Genomic DNA, 16,271 nt, shown 5'->3' on the forward strand with positions numbered 1-16,271 from the left:
TGCAAATCTCGTTGTTCTTTGAAATGATTTCTACAATCTTCTTCGGTGCCAAAATGTGCTGTGAAACTAAATAAATTCATCGTCAATCTTTTGATAAACACAAAGATAATGATTTTTAGGCAATTTTACGGATATTCATTATTTAAAAAAACACCATGCGTTTATGAAAAAAATCGGGATTATTGGCTGTGGTTGGTTAGGGTTACATCTTGCGAAATATTTATCTCCCAATTACAAAATTTTCACAACCACAACGTCAGATAAAAAAAATGATGAACTTACCGAAATGGGCTTTCAGTCTATTGCAATACAATTTTGCGATGATGAAATTTTGCAAGAAAACCGTTCATGGGAATTTTTAAATGATCTAGATATCATAATTATTACAGTTCCGTTTTCTAAACGAACGAATATAAAATCGCTTGAACATCGATTTGAAAATATAAGTTTATTCATTAAGGGTTTTAAAAAGCAAATCTTTTTGATGAGTTCTATTGGGATTTATCCTCAAGTTGAAATAGAAATGAACGAAGAAAATGTAAATACTGAATTGCTAGAACCCAACATTTATTTTGTTGAAGAACTCATGAAGAAAAATTTCGCTCAGTTGAATATATTACGATTGGGAGGACTTATGGGAGGAACCCGAATTTTCAGCAATTATCATGTTACAAACACAAACCAAATCGTGAATCATGTTCATTTTTTGGATATTTGTATCGTTATTGAAATGATGATAAACCAAAACAGCGAGCGTAAAACGTACAATGTAGTCGCTCCTTTGCATCCAACAAAACAAGAAATCATCAATTGTCAAAAAGGAATCGACAAAGATTTTCTTACCACAGACTCTGGTAGAAAAATAAATTCAGATCTATTGATCATAGAATTAAATTATCAATTCAAGTATCCTGATCCAATCTTATTCGATTAGTTTTTTTTCTATTTTTTTTAATTTAATATAAAAAGCTCTTTAGTAACTATTTTAGAGAAATTCATTATTGATAGAAATAAATATTATTTTCTCTATATTTAGTCAAACACTGTTGTATTTTATTAGAATACATCTCTCGATAGAATTTCTTACACAACAATTGTTTTAATCACTATTTATATGCAATTAATTATTATTAGAATTTTATTTTTCTGTTTAATGCCAATAGGAGTTTACATATTTGTTAAAGCTATTAAAATGTTAACGAAAGGTTTTAATGGTAAAATGCTGATTAAAATTCCGTACATACAAAAAGAAGCACAATTCATTGCTTTAAAGGATGGTTATTTCTCTGTTTGGCAATCAGGAAAATTATTTAGAAAAACTTTTATTGATCAATTTAAACTACATATTGTAGAAGAATCATCAAATGAAGAAATATCAATAAATAAATCACTATTGAGACCTCAGGCAAACAATTTTTCAACAGGAAGGCAAGAAATATATAGATTTTATGCTAAAAAAGGAAATTATAAAGTTGAGCTTCGTGAAGGAAGTAACATATCAAACGTAGAAAGCTTTATTGAGAACCTACTACCATTAAGTGAAGGAGATGAATCTATATATTTTATCGAAATCAGAGAATCTCAACCACAAATTTACTCTGCACTAGCAATTCCATTAATATTGTTAGGTGTTTTTTGTACCGTTGGTGGGTTTGTTTTCGGATTAATTGCTGATCAAATTTTTACATTTTAATATTGTAAAAACTACAACAGCAATTGCTAATCACGAATTGCAAAAAAAGAATTTCTATGTTTGGGTATTATGAATCAATTGATTAATTTCCACCCTTTTTAAAATATGTTACATAAATGTTATTTTCAAAAGGTAAGTTGATCTCAACCGAATCTGAGAGAAGTAAATAAAAATTGTAAGGGTAATGTAATTTAGTTTTTTGCCGATATTTTCAGACTATTTATTATTTGACTATATAAATTAAATATCAATATTCTACAATTTTAATCATTTGATTAGAGAAAGATTGTATAAGAGAAAAATAGGAATTCCCAAATTATTGCGGTAACTTCGTTATAAATCATCGCAATATGAATTTTGGTAAGGTAGAAAATCCGCTAGATATTAATTTTAGTTTCCCCAAGGATCATGCAAGAAACAGGGAAGTTCTTTCAAAGAACAAAGAAGGAATAAAAAATATAGCTGTGGGCTGCCCGACATGGAGCAAAAGCAATTTGATTGGTTTTTATCCTAAACCTTTAAAGGATGAACTTACCTATTATTCTAGGCAATTTGATGCTATTGAACTGAACGCAACCTACTACAAAATGCCCTCTGCGGAGCAGATAAATACTTGGAAAAACAAAACGCCTAAGGATTTCAAATTTTTCCCTAAAATAACCAATTCTATTTCTCATTATAGAAGGCTCATTAATGTTGATGATTTAGTGACACAATTTGCGACATCAGTATTAGAGTTTGGAGAAAGACTAGGTGTGGTATTTCTACAATTACATGATAACTACAAACCCAATGACTACGAAAGATTAGAAATTTTTATTAAAAAATGGCCTCAGGAAGTGCCTTTGGCTGTGGAGATAAGAAGTAAAGAATGGTTTGTAGATGAGGAAATATACAATAAGGTTACACAACTTTTTGAAGATTATAATATCACCAATATTATCGTGGATACTCCTGGTAGAAGAGATGTATTGCATATGCGACTAACTTCCCAATCTGCATTTATTCGGTTTGTAGCTTGTAATAATTTGGATTTAGACAAAAAAAGATTGGATGATTGGATTACTCGTTTGTCTCATTGGAAAAAAGAAGGATTGCAAAACGTATTCTTCTTTGTACACCAAAATTATGAACTTACTCCAACCTTTTTATCTGCTTATTTTATTAAAGAACTAAATATAAGTTGGAAGACGAAAATCCTAATTCCACAATTGGCAAGTACAGATATTTCTCCTACTCTATTTGGCTAACTCTTATTTTTTACGCCAAAACAAAGAAACATTGATAAAAATCAAAAGGAAATTCAGTGTCACCCAAATGCTCTGTACAATATTCTGAAAATTATAAGATTCTACCTTTTTTTTGGCTTGTGCAGATAATTTTTCACTTTGGTTGATATAGTTTTGAACTTCTACCACCTGATCCATATTTTTGTTTGGAATAGCGTGTTGGGAAAAATAGACCATGTTTTTCTTACCCAGATAACCTACCACCCAATATTGATCTGACTTATCCATTTTCAAATGTTCAATTCTGTAATATTCTGAACGGATATTACCAATGTGCTTTGTCTCTTGAGTCCCTGATCCATCAAGGTTATTGACGATGATCATATAAAAATCTATAGGCTGAGGAAGCTTATTAATAACTTGTAAAGAGATTGAGTTTTTCACTATTCCTATTGTACTTTTCTTAATAAACCAATAGGTAAAAAGCCCGATAGAAATGGCTAAAGTAACAATCCTGAACAATTTTGCCCACAAAGCTAATCTTCCCACTTTTATTTTAGAAAAAATAAGCGAAAAAACAAGCAGTACAAAAAATAGAAACATTATAGAAGTCATGCTACAAAGATAATCATTAGCGAGGTTTTATAGAAATGTTAATCAACATTCCACTCTTGTAAAAATTGCTCTAGAAAATTAAGCATAAAGACATGTCTTTTCTCAGCAATTTTTTTTCCTTCATTGGTATTCATTAAGTCTTTTAGAAGTAAGAGTTTTTCATAGAAATGATTGATAGTTGTACCATTGGATTTTTTGTACTCCTCCTTAGACATCCCCAATTTTGGAGGAATATCAGGATGATACATTAGATTATTTTTAAAGCCTCCAAAATTAAACGTGCGGGCAACACCTATCGCTCCTATTGCATCTATACGATCTGCATCTTGTACAATTTTCAACTCTATTGGTAAATCTTGAGGTACTTCTCCTCTATTTTTAAATGAAATATTCTGAATTATAAAAAGAACTTGCTCAATAACTAATTCTTCTATCCCTTGTAACACCAAAAAGTCTCTGGAAATAGTTAGCGCAATGGTTTCGTCACCATTATGAAATTTTGGATCTGCAATATCATGCAAAAGCGCAGCAAGTTCTACAACATCAGTACTACATTCTTCAGCTTCTGCAATTTTTTTTGATAGTTTCCAAACTCTTTCTACATGAAACCAATCGTGACCCGCCTCTGCGCCTTCTAGTTTTTCTTTTACAAAATCAATGGTTTTTTGAATGGTAGAGTTCATGCAGTTTTGTTCTTTTAATAAAAATTTAATTCAGGAATGCTTAATTGAGTTCAAAAATAAGGTTATAGATTTACATTGGCAATTTTAGAAATAGGTTTCCAGCGTTTTTTTAATTAAATTTAAATTGATTATTTAACCAAAATAAATATCCACTTAATAGTGGATATCATATTATATTAATATTGGATGTTCTGTTTATTTGAAATCTGAAATATGGGGTAAACCAGCTTGCGGACCTTTTTCATAAAGGGTTTTGGCAGAAACTTCATTTCCAAATTTCACACAATCTTCAATGCGATTTTTGTGGCACATGGCTACTGCAAAACCTGATGTAAATGCATCTCCCATACCCATTTTATAAGACTTACTCTCGTTATTATTTCTAAAATATTTTACCTCTATACCATCAAAATAGAGTGTAGAATTGGTTTCATCTCGTATAAACACTTTATTGATGTATTTTCTAAGTACAACTTCCTTTTGCTCTTCGCCAAAAACTTGCGCGAGATCGTTACTCTTTACAATAATAAAATCGACGAGAGAGATTAGCTCTTCACTTATTTTCTTACCGGGTGATGCATATAGACCCACAATTTTACCATGTGATTTAGCCTTTTTTGCAGCATATTCTATTACTTGCATTGGAATTTCTAGTTGCAATAGCAACATCTGTGAAGATAAAATTGGCTTTTCTGCAGATTCTATATCTTTTATAGAAATATGATTATTAGCTGCAGGAATCATTACGATAGCAGCATTTTCTTTGCAACTCGTAACGTACGCGGTCCCAGTAGAATCTTTGCTCGTTTCTCTTACAAAACCTACATTCACATTTTCATCTACAAGATTTCTCATGATTTGCTGTCCCAAAGGATCTTCTCCTACACAACCAATAAAATATACATGAGCATCTAACCTTGCTACTCCAACAGCCTGATTTGCACCTTTACCTCCAAAGAAACTTTCGGAAGAATTAGCAATAACACTCTCATGCTCGCATGGAATTTTATCGGTATGCATTACCAAATCTAATGTACAACTTCCTACTACTACAATCTTGGGTTGTTCTGATGAGAACTTCATATATATTAAAGATTAATCTATGTAAATGTAACGAAAACTTAATGTAAAATAATATAATTAATTTTAATTTTCTAGTATTTCAATAAATTCAGTAATAATTTTCACTGGTTGTCTATTTTTATCAAATCCGATATAACTTGCGTAGAATCCTTCACCATAGCCTGTTTCAAAAGCCAATATATTACCATTAAAATCTTCGTAAGGTTTTAAATAGGCAAACTGATCAATTGCTCCATTATCATCAAAAAAATGAGTGTGGAAAAATTCTTCATAGATTCCCATAAAGTCGTCTCCTTTTTTATTAAACAATTCGATCTCTAGATCATTCAATTTTTCTTGAGTTTGAAGATCCATAAAACATCCCATTCCGCTTTCTACAGGATACCCGAATACTTCTCCTTCTGCCAAATCTTTACTATTTTGGGTAGCGGTAGTCGCCATTTCCCAATTGGTAATTGCTTCACTAGAAAAAACAATTTCTGTGTAGGCAATGCAATTACTTTCTCTTTCTTTATGCAATAAAACAGGAAATTCTCCTGCTGGAAACTTTGTTGAAAACGGCAACATATCATTGGTAATCACCGGATCGCAAGCGATAAGCTGACCGCTTGTAAGGTTTATTTTACCTGCATCAAAACTCTCTAATAGAGGGCTTTCTACAAAGTTTTTTGAGAATAATTTCTCAATATTTTCTAGGTGTGTCATTTCTTTTAGAAATATTTTAAAAAATTGCCAGACTTAGAAATACTAAGCCTGACAATTTTCTTATCATTTATTTATCTTCTCGTTACAAACTTTTCAGTTTTTCTTCTAAGATCGCAATTTTATCCTGAGCGTCTTTTTGCTTTTTGCGCTCAATCTCTACCACTTCTGGTTTTGCATTGGCAACAAATTTTTCGTTAGATAGTTTTTTATCTACAGAAATCAAGAATCCTTTTAGATATTTTACTTCTTCTTCAGTTTTCTTTTTTTCCTCTTCTAAATCTAAATTTTCACTTAGCGGAATCGAAACTTCTGTAGAACCTACCAAGAATGTAAAACTTGGTTTATCTGTTTTTTGTCCGAAATGAATTTCAGAAACATTAGCCAATTTTCTAATCACCGCTTCGTTCTCGAACTGTGTAGCATTGGTATAAACTTCAGCAACTTCTCTAGGAGAAATACCTTTAGTCTGACGGTAGTTTCTGATACCAGAAATTAATTCTTTAGCAGTTTCGAAATTTTTAATTTTAACTTCGTCAAAAGCATCACCTTTTTTCTGCTGAGCAATTACCAAAGCATCTTCTACTCCTCTTTCTGATATCAGCTGCCACAATTCTTCTGATAAGAATGGCATGAATGGGTGTAGAATTTTCATCAATTCTTCAAAGAAAATAATTGTTTGATCGTATACTGCTTTAGAAACACCTTCACCGTAGTTTGGCTTAATTGCTTCTAGGTACCAACCACAGAAATCGTCCCAAATCAATTTGTACAATAAATGTAAAGCATCAGAAATTCTGAATTTTTCAAATTGTTGATCGATCTCGATAATCGTTTTGTTAAGTTGGTGACCAAACCATTCTATAGCCTCAGTATCTGAAGCAATCATTGGTTTGTCTTCTTTCGTCCAGTTTTGCATTAGACGGAAAGCGTTCCAAATTTTGGTCATGAAATTTCTTCCTTGTACCATCAATTCTTCATCAAAAAGAAGATCATTACCCGCAGCAGAACTTAGTAGACTTCCTACTCTTACTCCATCTGCACCGTACTGAGCAATCAACTCTAATGGATCTGGAGAATTCCCCAATTGCTTAGACATTTTTCTTCTTTGCTTATCTCTTACAATCCCTGTGAAATAAACATTCTTGAATGGAATTTCTTTTCTGTATTCCAATCCTGCCATTACCATTCTAGCAACCCAGAAGAAGATAATATCTGGTCCTGTTACCAAATCTGTAGTTGGGTAATAATAATTGATCTCGTCGTTATCAGGATTATTTATACCATCAAAAACAGACATTGGCCACAACCATGAAGAGAACCATGTATCTAAAGCATCTTGGTCTTGTTTTAGGTCGTCAGTTGTCAGTTGTTGGTTGTTGGTTTTTTGCTTTGCAATTTCTAATGCTTCTTCTATAGTTTCTGCTACTACAAAATCATTTTCTTCTGTACCGTAGAAGAATGCAGGAATTTGCTGTCCCCACCAAAGCTGACGAGAAATATTCCAATCGCGAATATTCTCCATCCAATGCTTGTAAGTATTCTTGAATTTTTCTGGATAGAATTTCACTTCATCATCCATTACAACATCCAAAGCAGGCTTCCCTAGTTCAGACATTTTCAAGAACCATTGTACAGAAACTTTTGGTTCTATTACAGCTCCAGTACGCTCTGAAGTTCCAACTTTATTTACGTAATCTTCTGCTTTTAGTAAAAGATTGTTTTCTTCTAGTTCTTTGGCAATTTGCTTTCTTACAACAAATCTGTTTTTGCCAGCATAATGCATACCATGCTCATTCAGATTACCATCATCATCCAAAGCATCAATCATTTTTAATTGATGTTTTTTCCCGATTTCATAGTCATTGATATCATGCGCCGGCGTAATCTTCAATGCTCCCGTACCAAACTCTATATCTACATATTCGTCTTCGATAATAGGAATTACTCTATTTACGATGGGTACAATTACATTTTTACCTTTTAGGTGAGCATATCTTTCGTCATTCGGGTTGATACAAATTGCAGTATCTCCGAATATGGTTTCAGGACGCGTTGTAGCAACAGACATAAACTCTTCAGTTCCTTCAATTTTATATTTTAGGAAATAAAGTTTACCATTTTGCTCTTTAAAAACTACTTCTTCATCAGAAATGTTAGTCTTCGCTTCTGGATCCCAATTTACCATACGATACCCTCTGTAGATTACTCCTTTGTTATAAAGATCTACAAAAATTTTGATCACTTGCTGAGACATCTTGTCTTCTAACGTGAAACGTGTTCTATCCCAATCGCAAGAACAACCTAGTTTTTTTAATTGTTCTAGTATTGTTCCTCCATATTTATCGGTCCATTCCCAAGCGTGTTTCAAAAACTCTTCTCTAGTAAGATCAGATTTATTGATGCCTTCAGATTTCAATTTTGCCACCACTTTCGCTTCAGTAGCGATGGAAGCATGGTCTGTACCAGGAACCCAACATGCATTGAAGCCTTGCATTCTCGCACGACGTACCAGTACATCTTGGATGGTATTATTCAACATATGCCCCATGTGAAGAATCCCCGTCACGTTTGGTGGTGGAATTACGATCGTATAAGGTGGCTTTTCGTTGGGTACTGAGTGAAAATAATTATTATCTAACCAGTACTTATACCATTTTGGTTCTGTATCCTGTGGATTATATTTCTCTGAAATCTGCATAAAATTTAATTTCTTTATCTTACAAAGTGCAAAAATAGTTTAAAGTAAAAAAATTATAAGTAATATTTAAAATAATTTTTAACTTTGTTTCACAAAATTTATCAAACAAGATAATATTAATATTCAATAATATGAAAACATTATTTGCAGGAATTGCACTATTCGGATCAATTGCTTTGGCAACAGCTCAAACAATAACTTTTGACAAGACTACTTATGAATATGGAGATATCAAACCAGGTTCTGATGGTCATAGATTTTTTACTGTTACCAATACTGGAGATAAGCCATTAATTTTATCGAACGTAAAACCTTCTTGTGGATGTACAACTCCAGAATGGAGCCAAGATCCTATTTTGCCAAAAAAATCCGCAAAAATCAAGGTTGGATATAATACCGCAACCCCAGGCGCATTTAACAAATTGATTGAAGTATTCTCTAATGACCCTGTGAATAGCAGAAGCGTAATCTACATCAAAGGAAATGTAGATCCTAATGCACCGGAACCAAAACCAGTAGTATTAACTCCACAAGAGAAAAAAGAGGCTGATAAAGCAAAAAAGGTAGTTGATAAACAAGCTAAGAAAGCTCATAAAGTGGCTACAGTAAAATAATTCTTTAATAAGAAATTTGATTAACCGTCTCCATTGAGGCGGTTTTTTTATTAAATTTATACAGATACCTAAAATATGGATAATAACTTTTCGGAAGAATTTTTAATCAAAGAAAATTTTAGACTTGATGAATATTCAACTCAATATCAAGGAAAACTTACTAAAAAAGAAGGATTAGAAATTTTAAAAATAGAAAAAGAAAAACTACGAGAATTACAAGAAAAGCTTTACGCTGATGGTAGCCAATCCTTATTGGTAATTATACAAGCAATGGATGCCGCTGGCAAGGATAGTTTGATAGAAAATGTGTTTGGGGGTGTAAATCCACAGGGTTGTATTGTTACAAGTTTTAAAACGCCTTCTAGCAAAGAATACGCTCACGATTTTTTGTGGAGACACTATTTGGCTGTGCCACAAAAAGGAATGATTGGCATCTTCAACCGTTCTCAGTACGAAAGCGTGTTGGTTTGCAAGGTACATCCAGAGTATAATCTTAGCGAAAAAACATGGAAGTCTATAGATGATTTTGATGATAATTTTTGGGAAAATAGGTATGAGAGTATCGTTAACTTCGAAAAACATTTGGCTCTGAATGGTACCAAGATTGTAAAAATATTCTTAAATGTTTCTAAAGACGAACAAAAGCATAGATTGCTAGATAGAATTGCTGAACAAGATAAAAATTGGAAATTTTCTGTGGGAGACTTGCCAGAAAGAGCTTTGTTTCACGAGTATATGATGTGTTACGAAGCAGCCATTAATAAGACCTCAAAAAAAGAAGCACCTTGGTATGTGATACCTGCAGACAACAAATGGTTTGCAAGATTGGCAGCAATCCAAGTAATTATAGACACCCTTGAAAAAATGAATTTGGAGTATCCAAAATTGTCTGCCTACGATCTAGATGAACTGGAAAACTGTAAAAAACAGCTAGAGAATGAGTAACTAAGAAGAATTTTAGCTAAAAAAATCACGAGAAAATCTGTAAGCCGGATTTTGTACTTTAGGAAAAAAGTGCCTGTTATTTATCTACGCTTTACATTGCTGCAAAGCTTAAGCTGATTACCCCTCGGCTTTCAGAGCGAGCAGCTCCTATTTTCATTGCTGAAAAGAACCGATATACTTATCATTGCACCGCAAAGAGTTTACCTGGTTTCACTACAGCCGAACTGTACTTGCTTTCTGTTGCACTTGTCCTATTCTCACGAATGACGGATGTTATCCGCTTTGCTGCTCTATGGTGTCCGGACTTTCCTACCTCCCAAAAGAGAGATCAACAGGCCGATTTTCTCGTGACTGCAAATATACACATTATGCTTTATAAATGGCTGTTTGGAGAAGGTGAGTTTTAGTTTTAATGTCTAATTATATTCACTTGTAATTTTCAATTTAATAATAACTTATCTTTTTTTTAATTTTAAAATATAAATTACGAATAATTTGAACCTAGCTAATCCACCATTTTTTAAGTATTTGAAATAAAATATTTTTTGTTTAAGATCAATCTAAAAAACATAAAACACTAATATATTGAAACATAGATTCTATAAAATCACTTTATAATGACTATCTTCGCACTACTATCATCACAATTTTGATCTCAAAAGAAAAAGAATTTGCCAAACTTATTAAAGATAATCAAGGTTTGATTATTAAAGTGTCGCGACTTTACACCAATTCTTTGGAAGATGAAGAAGACCTTTTTCAGGAAATTGTGCTTCAATTATGGCGGAGCTATGGTTCTTTTAAAGGAAATTCCAAGATTTCCACCTGGATGTACAGAGTTGCCCTAAACACTGCAATTACGTTATTTAGAAAAAAAAGCAAAACATTACCCACCAATGAACTAGACGTCAACTACAAAGATTTTGTAGAAGATGACGACGAGAAGCAACAGCAAATCACCTTGTTGTATACCGTGATAAAAACCTTACCCAACGTAGAACGCGCAATTGTAATGATGTATTTGGACGATTTGCCTTACAAAGATATCGCCGAAAACTTGGGAATTACAGAGGTAAATGCACGTGTGAAAATGAATAGACTAAAGAAAATACTAAAAGAACAGATGCAAAAATATGCCTGAATTCGATTTAGACAGCCTAAAGAAAACTTGGCAGGAGCAGCCTGTACAAGATAAATATAACGACAATGAAATCCTAAAAATGCTAAACAGGAATTCGCGCAACTACATGAAATACATCTTCTGGATTAGCGTAGCCGAATTTGCCTTTTTTACTCTTTTTGGGTTGTATTACCTGATACAAAGAGAGGAAGAAAATAGCTTTGTAAACCTATTGGAAAAATTGGGAATCCGTAGGACTTTGGAAATTGAAAATAACATCAATTCTATTTATTTTATCATTAAAATGATAAGCCTTGTAGTGACAGGTTATTTCGTGATTAAATTCTATAAAAATTACAGAAAAATAAAAGTTGAAGAAAATCTTAAAAATTTTATCATTACGATTATAGATTTCAAAAAGACTGTAAACGCATTTATTATTACCAATATTATTATTTTTGTGGGTCTTATATTCACCCTTACGTTCTTAGTTTTTTATACCATCAGATCGCAACAATTACAACTGGATAGCTCCACTATTATAGGATTTGTTTTTGCTATTGTTATCAGCACCTCTATATGTACCATTCTTATTTGGCTCTACTACAGAGTAATATATGGAATCATTATGAGCAAATTGAATAAAAACCTGCTGCAACTGAAGGAGATAGAATCACAAGAATCATAATATAAAATTTTATAAAAAGCAGAAAAAAAGCATTTCAAATAATCATGAAATGCATTTTTATATTAAAGTTCTTTTCTTAATCTCGCCACTGGAATATTGAGCTGCTCTCTATATTTTGCAATTGTTCTTCTTGCAATATTATATCCTTGTTCTTTTAAAATCACGACCAGAGCATCATCCGTGAGTGGTTTTCTCTTATTCTCTTTAGAAATCACCTCTTGTAGATGGTTTTTTATCTCCTTGGTAGAAACTTCTTCACCATCATCATTGGTCAGACTATCAGAAAATAGATTTTTTAGATAAATAATTCCATTAGAAGTATCAGCATACTTACTTTTTACTACCCTGGAGATTGTAGAAATATCAAAACCTGTGATATCTGCAATATCCTTCAGAATCATCGGTCTTAGAGATTTTTCTTCTCCAGTAATAAAATAATTATACTGAAATTTTACAATCGCATTGATGGTTTGCAACAAGGTGTTCTGACGCTGATTGATCGCATCAATATACCATTTTGCTGCATCAAGTTTCTGTTTGATGAATAAAGCAGCTTGTTTGTGTGCAGAGGAATTTTTATCATGAGAATACGTCGTTAGAATATCTTTATATTCTTCCGAAACTCTCAACGTTGGAGCATTCTTACTATTCAGCATTGGAATTACCACACCATCTTTTACTTGTATCACAAAATCTGGAATAATTTCTTGATTAATGGTAATGGTTTGAGTATCAAAATTACCACCTACTTTCGGAGAGAGTTTAGCTATCTCACTCAAAGCATCTTTTAGATCATCCTCTTCAATATCATATTTCTGTATAATTTTATTGTAATGCTTGTTTGTTAAAGCATCGAATTGATACCTCAAAATATTCGCAGCCAAAGTAACTGCTTTATTAGCACTTACCTTTTTTTCTATCTGCAAAAGTAGACATTCTTGCAATCCCCGTGCGCCAACTCCAGAGGGATCTAGCTTTTGTACGTAATTCTCTAGTACATTTTCTACTTTGTCCTTCGTGGTATATATTCCCTGAGAGAATGCTAGATCATCCACAATAGATTTAACTTCTCTTCTTAGATAACCATCGTTATCAAGATTTCCTATTACATACTCTGCGATTTTAAGATCCTCTTCATTGATATTCACAAGGTTTATTTGCTCCATTAGATAATCATATAAAGACTGTCCTTCCGTTAGCAAACTTTCATTATCAAACTCTTCATCATCCGCAGAATAGTTACTAGAAGCTGTTTTATAAGTAGGCTCATCATCGAAAATATACTCATTGACATCAAAGTCTGTATCTATACTCTCTGTTCCTTCATTTTCGTACGTATCATCAATAGAAGAATAATCTTCCTCTTTAGGTTCATCTTTTACAACTTCCAGCGCTGGATTTTCTTCCAATTCCTTTTCCAATTCCTCCTCAAACTCAAGAGTATGAAGCTGTATAAGTTTCATTAGTTGTATCTGCTGTGGTGCTAGCTTCTGTCCTAATTTAAGTTGTAGATGTTGTTTCAGCATAATTACTCATTTATTCATATGGTGTACCACGAAAGTATTAAATAATTTTTGATAAAAATAATTATTAGCACGATTTTTGCACTTATCTATGAAAAAATATTTATAGAACATTTTCTGATCGGAATATTTTTCTTGTTTCACGATATTTTGGTACTATTTCTACCTTATATTACCTTCCATATAATATAAATTTAAATATAATTTCATCTCTCTATTTAATTTTTTTTTGGAAGCTATTTCGCACATTCACTACTTACTTTTTTGCGCCGACGCTTAAATTTGCCCCCATCACGCAAATAGAGCTTAAAACACGCCGCTCAATTACGGCTATTTGAGTAGAAAGTTATTATTTTTTGGTTGTGGGTTCAGTATAGATAATTCTGCGTAGTAATTTATTAATAGTTGTTTATAATGCCTTTTCGGATTTTACCTTTTACTCTTTTCTTTGTTATAACTCAAAGATCAAACATAATTAAAAAATTCATACTGCAACATTCATTTCCAAAGTAGCATAGTAAAGTGAAAAATATCTTGATTGACAGAAAATCAAAATATATAAGGATTTTCAATTGAAGGAAAACACAGGTAATTATTGCACAACTCCCTTCTTCAAAGAATAATCTTAGATGTAAATAAAAAACAACCTCTTTAGAAGCGATTTTAAGGAGGCTAATTTTTGCTACTTCTTGTAATTCTCAAAAAAGCCTTTAGTACTGGAAATACGAGGATTTCTTTATAACCCCGAAATTGTAATTTGATAAATCCTATAATTATTGAATAAATTTTATATAAGCACCTAGAAAAATTGGTATAATTAGAAACCGAAAATCACATGTGTTTATGAAAAAAAAATGTATTGTTCAGGCTTTGCCTGATGATGACAGTAGTCCTGTCTCTTTATTCCTGCATTCATGATGAAATTTATTCGTCCGCTGATCTCCCTTCTACGGAGTACATCAACAAAAGTCTCTGGAAGCAAGACGAAAAATACATTAAAAATGTAATGACGGTCTACACAGATAACGAGGAGGAAATAAAAAAAGTAAGCGAACGTCTTACTGGAACTATGCAACAACTGTAGAAAGTTTTGATGAAAGCTTTGTAGCCGTCCCTATCGTGAGCGGAAAAAAAGTAGTTTCGGTAATGAAAGTACCCAGATACGGTAGCAAAATCTATTTCTATTACAAATCTGATAAAACTGATGTTGATTTTTTTCAAAGTTTGGTTTTCGCAAAATATAAGAAAATAACACCCCCTGAGTCTTCCGATATGCAAACCGAAGGCATGTCTTGCAAAAGACAATGGATTTCTGTTTGGCTTCCGCTTGACGAAAGCAATCCTGAAGGAGCGGGACAATGGAAAAGCACCTCAGTAATTGTCTGCAAGCAGTATATGGACCAATGTACTGGTGTTGTAAATGAATTTGGAAACTGTGACCAAGGTGGTGGCGATGACGGCGGATGGGAGTATCCAGGTGGTAGTGGAGATACGGAGCCAGAGGAAGAAGACCCATGTAAAAAACTAGCCAAAATAGGAAAATCATCTGACACTAAATCGTTCATGAATACCTTGAAAGGCAAAACTACCAACAATAAAGAACACAGATACGTATTAGCCGAAGCAAGCGGCACTGTTTACGAATATCCAATAGAGGGACAACCGGGGCAAGCTGGCATCAATTTCACTCTAGGTATTGGAGATAAGATTGATGGATATATTCACAGTCACTATGGAGGATTATTATCCATATTTTCTCCGGATGATATGTTTGCTATTGCGATGTTTCTTAAAAACAATTCTATAAAAGATTTGAATACATTTGTAATAGGCGTAGTGACAGCATCCGGAACACAATACATGATGGTAATAGACGATCCTGTCAAATTCCAGACTTTTGCAGATAATCTATTTTCTGGTAATACTTTTGATGAGTTAACTTTATACAATTATTCTAAGATGTATAATGATATATTTAAAATTACACCCACAAACTCTAGTTCCGAAAATGAGAGAAGTTTCTTAAATTATATTGAGACTAGCGGAAGCGGATTAAAGGTTTTAAAAGGCTCAACAGATTTGCAAAACTGGCAATCTCTAGAATTAGATCAAAACAATAATGTGGTACCAACTAACTGTAATTAAACATAATAAAAATGAAAAATATAATATCAATACTGTTTATATTAATAATGGTAATAGTAAAATCACAAAATTATCCTCAGCCTAATAGTAATTATATCGATCCTCATGCTGATAAATTCATGGGAACATGGAAATGGCAGGATGGAAGCAATAGTCTCACTTTAATTATGAAAAAAGAAAATATACTTTTACCATTCCCTGATAATGTACACGCAGATTGGGTAATAGGATTTCATAAATTTGTCAGTAATGGATCTATTAGTGAAGATACGACTATGTACTCTAGTACCAATTATATTGATAAAAAAAAATACTATAGTAGCAGGATCTAAAAATGGCTTTCCAAATATTTTACATGGATATTTACAACATATTTCAAAAAATAAATCAGTTGAATTTGAAATTGAGTACATAGACTCTAACCATATAAAACTTTTAAGCCTAAAAAATAAGCCAGGAACAAAAGTAACCATTCAAGGACAACCAGTTTTTGATTGGTCTATTTCTTTTCCACAGAATATTATTTTGAC

17 protein-coding genes and 1 other RNA gene are annotated in these 16,271 nt (G+C 32.5%); 11 read left to right on the forward strand and 7 right to left on the reverse strand.

Going from position 1 to position 16,271, the window contains the following annotated elements; all coding sequences use genetic code 11:
* Positions 1-163: 163 nt before the first annotated feature.
* The 3 genes from ACKI42_RS09455 to ACKI42_RS09465 all read left to right on the forward strand — a co-directional run bounded on the left by ACKI42_RS09455 (position 164) and on the right by ACKI42_RS09465 (position 2,943).
* Complete coding sequence (locus ACKI42_RS09455) at positions 164-934, forward strand: epimerase (protein ID WP_407404774.1); 771 nt, start codon at positions 164-166, stop codon at positions 932-934.
* Between the two features lie 180 nt (positions 935-1,114).
* Positions 1,115-1,693, forward strand: a complete 579-nt coding sequence (locus ACKI42_RS09460) for a hypothetical protein (protein ID WP_407404776.1) — start codon at positions 1,115-1,117, stop codon at positions 1,691-1,693.
* A gap of 350 nt (positions 1,694-2,043) precedes the next feature.
* A complete protein-coding gene (locus tag ACKI42_RS09465) occupies positions 2,044-2,943 on the forward strand; it encodes a DUF72 domain-containing protein (RefSeq protein ID WP_407404778.1) in 900 nt (299 codons plus the stop codon).
* 3 nt (positions 2,944-2,946) lie between these two features.
* On the opposite strand, the gene ACKI42_RS09470 is transcribed toward ACKI42_RS09465, so the two are convergent.
* The 5 genes from ACKI42_RS09470 to ACKI42_RS09490 all read right to left on the reverse strand — a co-directional run bounded on the left by ACKI42_RS09470 (position 2,947) and on the right by ACKI42_RS09490 (position 8,706).
* Entirely contained in the window at positions 2,947-3,471 is a 525-nt protein-coding gene (locus ACKI42_RS09470) for a hypothetical protein (protein ID WP_407404780.1), read from the reverse strand.
* 104 nt (positions 3,472-3,575) lie between these two features.
* Positions 3,576-4,220 (reverse strand): HD domain-containing protein, encoded by a 645-nt coding sequence (locus ACKI42_RS09475; RefSeq protein WP_407404782.1) that lies wholly within the window; start codon positions 4,218-4,220, stop codon positions 3,576-3,578.
* Positions 4,221-4,415: 195 nt separating this feature from the next.
* On the reverse strand, positions 4,416-5,303 hold the full coding sequence (locus ACKI42_RS09480; RefSeq protein WP_407404784.1) for a PfkB family carbohydrate kinase: 888 nt from the start codon (positions 5,301-5,303) through the stop codon (positions 4,416-4,418).
* A gap of 63 nt (positions 5,304-5,366) precedes the next feature.
* Positions 5,367-6,008, reverse strand: coding sequence for a DUF4241 domain-containing protein (locus ACKI42_RS09485; RefSeq protein ID WP_407404786.1), 642 nt, complete (start codon positions 6,006-6,008; stop codon positions 5,367-5,369).
* An 82-nt stretch (positions 6,009-6,090) separates the two neighbouring features.
* On the reverse strand, positions 6,091-8,706 hold the full coding sequence (locus tag ACKI42_RS09490; protein ID WP_407404788.1) for a valine--tRNA ligase: 2,616 nt from the start codon (positions 8,704-8,706) through the stop codon (positions 6,091-6,093).
* Positions 8,707-8,837: 131 nt separating this feature from the next.
* On the opposite strand from ACKI42_RS09490, the gene ACKI42_RS09495 reads away from it, so the two are divergent.
* Together ACKI42_RS09495 and ACKI42_RS09500 are read left to right on the forward strand one after the other, a co-directional pair.
* A complete protein-coding gene (locus tag ACKI42_RS09495) occupies positions 8,838-9,320 on the forward strand; it encodes a DUF1573 domain-containing protein (RefSeq protein WP_407404790.1) in 483 nt (160 codons plus the stop codon).
* Positions 9,321-9,395: 75 nt separating this feature from the next.
* Positions 9,396-10,265 carry a PPK2 family polyphosphate kinase gene (locus ACKI42_RS09500; protein WP_407404792.1) on the forward strand — a complete coding sequence of 290 codons (870 nt, stop codon included), beginning with the start codon at positions 9,396-9,398 and terminating at the stop codon, positions 10,263-10,265.
* 24 nt (positions 10,266-10,289) lie between these two features.
* On the opposite strand, the gene rnpB is transcribed toward ACKI42_RS09500, so the two are convergent.
* Positions 10,290-10,613, reverse strand: an RNA gene (rnpB, locus tag ACKI42_RS09505) — RNase P RNA component class A.
* 301 nt (positions 10,614-10,914) lie between these two features.
* Between rnpB and ACKI42_RS09510 the strand changes: the two genes are divergently transcribed.
* Positions 10,915-11,406 (forward strand): RNA polymerase sigma factor, encoded by a 492-nt coding sequence (locus tag ACKI42_RS09510; protein WP_407404794.1) that lies wholly within the window; start codon positions 10,915-10,917, stop codon positions 11,404-11,406.
* Positions 11,399-12,073: a beta-carotene 15,15'-monooxygenase gene (locus tag ACKI42_RS09515; RefSeq protein WP_407404796.1), complete on the forward strand. Its 675-nt coding sequence runs from the start codon at positions 11,399-11,401 to the stop codon at positions 12,071-12,073. The genes ACKI42_RS09510 and ACKI42_RS09515 overlap by 8 nt, the downstream gene beginning before the upstream one ends.
* Before the next feature lie 62 nt (positions 12,074-12,135).
* On the opposite strand, the gene rpoN is transcribed toward ACKI42_RS09515, so the two are convergent.
* Positions 12,136-13,599, reverse strand: coding sequence for an RNA polymerase factor sigma-54 (gene rpoN / locus ACKI42_RS09520; protein ID WP_407404798.1), 1,464 nt, complete (start codon positions 13,597-13,599; stop codon positions 12,136-12,138).
* Positions 13,600-14,473: 874 nt separating this feature from the next.
* On the opposite strand from rpoN, the gene ACKI42_RS09525 reads away from it, so the two are divergent.
* From ACKI42_RS09525 to ACKI42_RS09540, 4 genes are all read left to right on the forward strand, one after another.
* Positions 14,474-14,680, forward strand: a complete 207-nt coding sequence (locus tag ACKI42_RS09525) for a hypothetical protein (RefSeq protein ID WP_407404800.1) — start codon at positions 14,474-14,476, stop codon at positions 14,678-14,680.
* 62 nt (positions 14,681-14,742) lie between these two features.
* Positions 14,743-15,741 carry a hypothetical protein gene (locus ACKI42_RS09530; RefSeq protein WP_407404802.1) on the forward strand — a complete coding sequence of 333 codons (999 nt, stop codon included), beginning with the start codon at positions 14,743-14,745 and terminating at the stop codon, positions 15,739-15,741.
* Positions 15,742-15,788: 47 nt separating this feature from the next.
* Positions 15,789-16,073 carry a DUF6705 family protein gene (locus tag ACKI42_RS09535; protein ID WP_407404804.1) on the forward strand — a complete coding sequence of 95 codons (285 nt, stop codon included), beginning with the start codon at positions 15,789-15,791 and terminating at the stop codon, positions 16,071-16,073.
* Positions 16,039-16,271 (forward strand): DUF6705 family protein (locus ACKI42_RS09540; RefSeq protein ID WP_407404806.1); only part of this gene is annotated, 233 nt, incomplete at its 3' end. The genes ACKI42_RS09535 and ACKI42_RS09540, both read left to right, overlap by 35 nt.

The organism is Chryseobacterium sp. (assembly GCF_045629545.1).
In the GTDB taxonomy this organism is placed as follows: domain Bacteria; phylum Bacteroidota; class Bacteroidia; order Flavobacteriales; family Weeksellaceae; genus Chryseobacterium.

Bases quoted from the DNA above. Each gene is read 5' to 3' on its own strand.
- ACKI42_RS09455 (WP_407404774.1), top strand. From the start codon at position 164: ATGAAAAAAATCGGGATTATTGGCTGTGGTTGGTTAGGGTTACATCTT.
- ACKI42_RS09515 (WP_407404796.1), top strand. From the start codon at position 11,399: ATGCCTGAATTCGATTTAGACAGCCTAAAGAAAACTTGGCAGGAGCAG.
- ACKI42_RS09530 (WP_407404802.1), top strand. From the start codon at position 14,743: ATGAAAGTACCCAGATACGGTAGCAAAATCTATTTCTATTACAAATCT.
- ACKI42_RS09465 (WP_407404778.1), top strand. From the start codon at position 2,044: ATGAATTTTGGTAAGGTAGAAAATCCGCTAGATATTAATTTTAGTTTC.
- ACKI42_RS09490 (WP_407404788.1), bottom strand. From the start codon at position 8,706: ATGCAGATTTCAGAGAAATATAATCCACAGGATACAGAACCAAAATGG.
- ACKI42_RS09535 (WP_407404804.1), top strand. From the start codon at position 15,789: ATGGTAATAGTAAAATCACAAAATTATCCTCAGCCTAATAGTAATTAT.
- ACKI42_RS09460 (WP_407404776.1), top strand. From the start codon at position 1,115: ATGCAATTAATTATTATTAGAATTTTATTTTTCTGTTTAATGCCAATA.
- ACKI42_RS09475 (WP_407404782.1), bottom strand. From the start codon at position 4,220: ATGAACTCTACCATTCAAAAAACCATTGATTTTGTAAAAGAAAAACTA.
- ACKI42_RS09495 (WP_407404790.1), top strand. From the start codon at position 8,838: ATGAAAACATTATTTGCAGGAATTGCACTATTCGGATCAATTGCTTTG.
- ACKI42_RS09485 (WP_407404786.1), bottom strand. From the start codon at position 6,008: ATGACACACCTAGAAAATATTGAGAAATTATTCTCAAAAAACTTTGTA.
- ACKI42_RS09500 (WP_407404792.1), top strand. From the start codon at position 9,396: ATGGATAATAACTTTTCGGAAGAATTTTTAATCAAAGAAAATTTTAGA.
- rpoN (WP_407404798.1), bottom strand. From the start codon at position 13,599: ATGCTGAAACAACATCTACAACTTAAATTAGGACAGAAGCTAGCACCA.
- ACKI42_RS09480 (WP_407404784.1), bottom strand. From the start codon at position 5,303: ATGAAGTTCTCATCAGAACAACCCAAGATTGTAGTAGTAGGAAGTTGT.
- ACKI42_RS09525 (WP_407404800.1), top strand. From the start codon at position 14,474: ATGATGACAGTAGTCCTGTCTCTTTATTCCTGCATTCATGATGAAATT.